Source organism: Candidatus Zixiibacteriota bacterium (assembly GCA_022865345.1).
GTDB lineage: Bacteria > Zixibacteria > MSB-5A5 > MSB-5A5 > RBG-16-43-9 > RBG-16-43-9.
This window is the reverse complement of the sequence record JALHSU010000262.1, coordinates 1-6,142: the sequence shown is the minus strand read 5'-3', so window position 1 is coordinate 6,142 and position 6,142 is coordinate 1. Positions and strand designations below refer to the sequence as shown.

Sequence of the window (6,142 nt, the reverse complement as noted above, 5' to 3'; positions counted from 1 at the left end):
CCTAAATGATCTCCATGCCCGTGAGATACAAGCACAGCCTCGACCTTAATATCCTCCGGCCTACTTTTAGCCAAAGGATTCCCGGAAAGAAACGGGTCAAAAATTATCTTGTGTTTTTCATCTTCTAAGGTAAAGCAGGCGTGCCCCAAATAAATCAGCTTTGGCATATATACTCCATTCTTTATCTAAGTTTCTTCCTCCTTTCAATTTAAAAACTCCCTTTCCTTTGTCAAGGAAAAAGACCAGTAAGAGACGACCCTGAAATGCGTCCTGAAAAAGCTCACCTGTCATTCTGAGGGAGTCCACTATGGGACGACCGAAGAATCTGCTTTTTACAGTCTGAGATTCTTCATCCCCTGCGGAGACTCAGAATGACATAAGTCTTCAACGTTCTTTTTTTGTAAAATCAGTTGACTCCTTTTCTGCAAGATTTATATTGTTAGTCACTGGTAAATGAAAAATGGCAGAGAATCAGGATGAAAAATGGGTGAGGGCAGCTTTGCAGGAGGCAAACTTAGCCCTCAAGAAAAAAGAGGTGCCAGTCGGCGCGGTGGTGGTTTATCAGGACAAGGTCATTGGCAGAGGACATAACCAGACCGAAACGCTGAACGATCCCACTGCTCATGCCGAAATCTTAGCTATTGGAGCAGCAGCCAATTATTTAAACTCCTGGCGCCTTTCAGAAGCGGTCTTATACGTGACCCTGGAACCCTGTGCAATGTGTGCCGGAGCAATAGTGCTGGCAAGGATGAAAAAGTTAGTCTTCGGGGCTTTTGACCCTAAAGCCGGAGCGTGCGGTTCACTCTATAATCTTGTCCAGGACAAAAGACTCAACCATCAGGTAGAGGTCATAACTGAGGTTTTAAAAGAGGATTGTTCAGCTTTACTTCAGGCTTTTTTCAAAGAGTTAAGAGAGGTAAAAGATGAACCATAGCGGGAATGAATCTCTTGAAAAGATGCATACGAAGATTCTACAATTAGGGATGGTCATGGACATCTTTCTACCACTTGTCATATTCTTCCTGGCAGTCTATCTTCGGGATAGGCTGATTCAGGTTCAGACCGTGAAAAACCTCGATCTCTTTTTCTATGTTTTGCTTGCAGTCAGTTTGAGCGAGGTCGTTGCGATTTTCATTATCAAAAGACAGTTCTCTGCACGCTTTATGCAAAAAAATGTAGGGCAGGGCTTCAGCCCTGCTCAAGAAGGTCCCGACGTAAACACGCGACAGCCATTTGATCGGAATCTCTTGAGCTTTGGCACAGTCATTTTCGCTCTTTGCTTTTCGCCCACAATCTACGGACTGGTTTATTATCTTTTAGGCGGAACCTGGGAGCACTTTGCCCTGTTTGTGGCAATAACTTTTATTTTTTTCCAGTTATTCAAACCCAAAATGGAGGAACTCGAAAAGCTAACTAGAGATTTGGACATTGGTTGACATTTTTTTCTGTATTGTTTTTTTGCTCTTTTACAAACGCCAAACACCAAACGAACAAACTCCAAACTGTACTTCCCGGAGAGGTGCCGGAGTGGTTGAACGGGACGGTCTCGAAAACCGTTTACCCCTTACGGGGTACGGGGGTTCGAATCCCCCCCTCTCCGCCATTGCTTCAGCAATGGCCCTGAGTTTACCGAAGGGCAGACACCGCAGGCAATGTCCCTGAGCCTGTGGTTCGACTGCTCACCACCCTGAGCAATATCGAAGGGCAATCTGATTTTTACTCAGAAGACTAAAATGAATAATGTAACTCAACCATGGTCTGTATACATTTTACAATGTAACGACGGTTCATATTATGTCGGCATTGCTACAGACATAGACGATCGTATTAAGGAACATAATGCTGGGCAAGGATCAGAGTTCACAAAGAAGCAAAGACCAGTTTATTTAGCTTATACAGAAACGCACGAAAGCTATGCAAGTGCACGAAAGAGAGAGGCTCAATTGAAAGGCTGGCGTAGAGAAAAGAAAGAATGGTTAATTAGAGGGTTCCCTTCGACTCGTCCAAAGGACTCGCTCAGGGCCTGACGGCGAATCTCCCCCCTCTCCGCCATTGCTTCAGCAATGGCCCTGAGTCCGTCGAAGGGCTAAAAGATTATTGGTCAGTAAGATAGTGCTCCTCACCTACTTGATTTGCTTTGTCCTCAACTTTTCTAATAAAAACAAGACTTCTGCCGCATCAGTGTCATACAATTCAGGATCAGAAGCCAACTCAGAATCACGAGAACCGGCAAGGATAGCCTGAAGTTTGGTAATTAGTACCTTTAGTAACGGATCTATTTCAGGGTCACCGGAGAGTTGCTTCAGAAGATCTGCTATCTCCTCTGTCTTATTCTCTTGAATCGCCTGCCAGAAATCCGCACACAGGCGTCCGCCTAGGCTATGATTTTCCCCACCATCCCGGCCGGTAGGCGAGATATGATTGAATAGCCTGCTCCCGCGCCGCGCTTGGGCGGCTTCCTTCTGATTTCCCACTGCCTGCTCAATGACATGTAATATGTACCAGGTTTTCCACGGCTCAGCAGAATGGCCATAAGGCTTATCGCATTCAATGGCTCGTAGAATTTCCGACCGGGCTTCGTCGTAGCGATTGAGCTTGATTAGTGTGTCGGCAAGGTTGGAGCGAGCACGCCCCTCTTTTGCCAGGTCTTTAATCCTAGTAAACTTATCTGCTGCCTGTCGAAAAAATATTGCTGCCTCCTCAGAACGACCCATCTTATCGTAAAGATTACCAAGTTGGTTTAAAGTATTAGCCTCACCCTCCGTGTTCTTTTGTTGCACCTTAATAGCCAGCGATTGCCGGTAAGCCTGCTCCGCCGCTTCAAATTGATTCATCTCTTCATATAGCATACCAATCTGATGCCAGACACTTGCAACCGACAGTGGTTCGCCAAGAGCGTTGAATATCTCTTTCGCTTCAGCATAAGTTGTTAGGGCTTCATCAAAGCGCCTCTGATGCAAGCGAACCGTCCCGAGTTGGAATTTTCCAGCAGCGACCTGCCTTTCATCCTTTAGTTTTTCTGCTCGTCTGACATTTTCTTCATAAGTGGTAGCCGCTTCATCTAAACGGCCAAGAGCAGTCAAACAGTCTGCCTTTTCAGCCAGTGAAGCAGATGCCATTCCTGCCGCACTAAGATTTCCCTGATCTGCTAATAGTTGAAAACGTCTGTATGCCTCATTAATCGGTTGAAGCGCGGCTTCATCAGAGCCTCCACGGCTCATTACACGCCCAAGCAAAAAATAAGCATCAGCTATATCATAATCTGCTCCTGAATATGCAGATTCTCCAGCCTGCAAACATCTATCCAGCAACGCCTGGGCATTCTTCAATGCCTCTGGTAAATTCCCACTGTCCAATAATCTTTCAATCTCCATTCCTGATGACGTAAATCTAGTAGTGCTCCAATCTCCTAATTTTTTTGATTCTGCTTCCCGAATCGCAACTACTTGTGTTAGAAGGTGCGGCCTACCCAAAAGTGCAATCAATTGTTCCAGCGTTGTGGCCAGGCTTACTGTTTTCTCTGGGTCGCCTTGGAACCGCACATATTCTAAAAGTAGCATCAGGTTGCGCAATTCGAGGGTTGTTAAATTGAGTGCAAATTGAGCATTTTCGGAAAGCTGCTTATTTAAAAAGTAACTCAATTGCTTCATACTTTCAGCCCATCTGGCTTTGCAACTGGCTCTTGCGGTTTCATCCAACTCCTGCCACAGGTATGGGCATAGAGCTGGGTTAAAACGCAAGAAGCCGTAGGGCGCTGGGTCAGCTAAGCCAGTTTCCACCAATTCAAGAACCAGCGACTTCACTTCCGAATCAGATAATTCCAGGACTTCTTTCAGGGTAAACACATGCGCACCTCCCTGAAACACGCCCAAAGGCTTGATTTTCTCTCGCATCTTTGGTGAGAGCCTGCGTAAGGAAAGCTCCAGGCTGGCATAGAGTGAGCGTTCCCGTTCGTTAGGATATTTTTTGTCCAACTCAGCCATTAAACGGCTCAGGTTATCAGTGGTGGACTGCACACCAAATTGGCTGACATAAGGTGCTAAAAGCACCAGACTTCGGGCATGACGGTTTACTGCTTCCACCAATGCTTCTATTTCTGGCTCTGTTCCTCCAGATTCATCTTCTTTAGGCGTTAGACCATTGATGGCCATAGTTCGGTGCACTAATTCAATGGCATCTTCTCTGCTCAAGAGTCCGAGAGTTTCCTGCTGGAATTTAGTATCAAAAGGGGCTGGCAGAGATTGGCGAGAGGTAAATAACAGATGGGTGCCATCCACTGCCAATAGCGTATTGCAGAGGTCAAAGAAAGTTTTTAAAGCATCAGGCTCAAACCTGGCAATCTGTGCTAAGCTTGAGTCTGCTTCACTTGCTGCCGGAGGCAGAATAGTTTCCATATTATCCATAACAACAATGGTGGGCTCGTTTCTCAACTGTCGTTCGATCGGCTGCAAAGCTTTGGTCAGTAACTCTTCAGAAGAGTATTGGGCTACGGAGTAGTTGGGAATAAGCTGTTTGCCAATCAGATCCACCACGGTGCGTACATCGTAAACATCTTCAACGCACACAAAAGCTCCCCTTTCAAAACGTCCGGTACGTATTAGCCAGAGCGCCAATTCCACAGCTAATGTAGTTTTTCCTTCACCACCCTGTCCGCACACCACAGCATAAGGCACTTGTGCCAACAAACGCTCCAATTTCAACAATTCCCTACTGCGGCCTACAAATTGGTGTTTGGGAGTTGGAGGCAATGAGCCAAAACGGTTTTTCAGAGCCTCCTGGTCAATTTCTTCTATTTCTCTGGAAGGAACCTTAGTGAGCAACTGTAAGTCCTCTTCTTCCTGGTAGAGAACTGGCACGAACCAGTCCTGTAAGTCCAACCTGCCGGCTCCAAATATCTTCATACGATAGCTGTCAGATTTTAAAGCCCTTTGTCCAGCCAACATAGCCTCACCCACACGTGCTCCAGTTGCCAGTTTCTGGTAGAAGCTTTGCACAAACCTTCGAGCAGTTTCCACCAGCACCGAGTGGCTCATAGCTATAACTGAGGCAACCCCTTCATCTAACAAAGCAGCAGCTACTGAGGCGGTCGGGTCTTGTTCTGCTTTAGCGGTTTCACACGCTTCCAGAAAAAACAAGGGAATACGATAACCCCGAATAACAGCCGCTAATTCTTTAGCATCTATTATCTGCGAACGCCTTTTTTCCAACTTCTGACTATCTTCTGGCTTTTCAAAACAAAGACCGCCCAATCCTAAATCCCTACGAAACACTCCGTGGCCATCAAAGTGCACAACGTGGTAGGGAGTTCCCGCCTCCAGTGCCCGCTGTAATTCTTTTTCCAGAGATGGGAAAGTTGGTGGTGAAAGCACAGAGAGCTCAACCAATTCACCCAGATTTTCTAAGGCGGATACCAAGGGTAGCGCGCTCACCCGGTGATCGATATAGCCTGCTTTTTCGTCCTCAGGCCTGGGACTGACCAGCAAAATGCGGATAGGTGGCTCAGCCATGGTCCCTTCAAACGATTTCGTGTTTGGCAAACGCCGGCGGACCTGGACCGGCTTGGCGCCCTGGAACATATAACCACTGCCATCATGCAGTAATTCCCATGGCAGAGTGAGCAGTAAAGTGGCTGATTGGTTAGCTTCAGCCTGTTCCTTGGTGTCAGCGCCTTTTACCAATTTGGAATCAACAAAAACGGTAAAACGCCGAGCCGATTTGGCTTTTGCTGTCTCCCAGGCTATCAATACATTGCGAACTGAATCATCCTTCAGAACTGCATCATAAAGAGCCTTTCCCCATTCAGGCAGTTGTTTTTCTACTTTTTGCGCGCGTTCTTTGAATACTCCTGTGGGCCACATATAATAACGTTCCAAGTACCAGCTCAACTCCTCACTTTCAATCGGACCAAGGGGAGATGTAAAGACGAATCTTCCTTCGCTTGTAACCTTTCGTTTTCCCGTCCCACTCGGGATGTAGGTTAATCTTGCTTCTGCCTGGGCTCTGCGCACCCCATCCTTTTCAAAAAGGCGCGCGGATCAGTTAGCTCCAGCAAAAGTTCTTCCTGAGGTTCAGCCAAGGGCCTGAGCATAGGCTGAAGATCGTCCGGAGAGCGTTCGCCTAATGCAGCCAAAATCTGTGGCAT

5 protein-coding genes and 1 tRNA gene are annotated in these 6,142 nt (G+C 46.8%); 4 read left to right on the top strand and 2 right to left on the bottom strand.

Annotated features, from left to right (window positions below):
- A partial coding sequence (locus MUP17_12650) for an MBL fold metallo-hydrolase (protein MCJ7459820.1) occupies positions 1-167 on the bottom strand: 167 nt, incomplete at its 3' end.
- A 293-nt stretch (positions 168-460) separates the two neighbouring features.
- On the opposite strand from MUP17_12650, the gene tadA reads away from it, so the two are divergent.
- The 4 genes from tadA to MUP17_12630 all read left to right on the top strand — a co-directional run bounded on the left by tadA (position 461) and on the right by MUP17_12630 (position 2,027).
- Positions 461-934 carry a tRNA adenosine(34) deaminase TadA gene (gene tadA / locus MUP17_12645; protein MCJ7459819.1) on the top strand — a complete coding sequence of 158 codons (474 nt, stop codon included), beginning with the start codon at positions 461-463 and terminating at the stop codon, positions 932-934.
- Positions 924-1,436, top strand: coding sequence for a hypothetical protein (locus MUP17_12640; GenBank protein ID MCJ7459818.1), 513 nt, complete (start codon positions 924-926; stop codon positions 1,434-1,436). Before tadA ends, MUP17_12640 begins: the two co-directional genes overlap by 11 nt.
- Positions 1,437-1,513: 77 nt before the next feature.
- Positions 1,514-1,603, top strand: a tRNA-Ser gene (locus tag MUP17_12635).
- A 130-nt stretch (positions 1,604-1,733) separates the two neighbouring features.
- The gene (locus MUP17_12630) at positions 1,734-2,027 is read left to right on the top strand and encodes a GIY-YIG nuclease family protein (GenBank protein ID MCJ7459817.1); all 294 of its coding nucleotides are present in this window, start codon (positions 1,734-1,736) and stop codon (positions 2,025-2,027) included.
- Between the two features lie 96 nt (positions 2,028-2,123).
- Here MUP17_12630 and MUP17_12625 read toward each other — a convergent pair whose 3' ends face one another.
- Positions 2,124-5,873, bottom strand: a complete 3,750-nt coding sequence (locus MUP17_12625; GenBank protein MCJ7459816.1) for a tetratricopeptide repeat protein — start codon at positions 5,871-5,873, stop codon at positions 2,124-2,126.
- Positions 5,874-6,142: the final 269 nt, after the last annotated feature.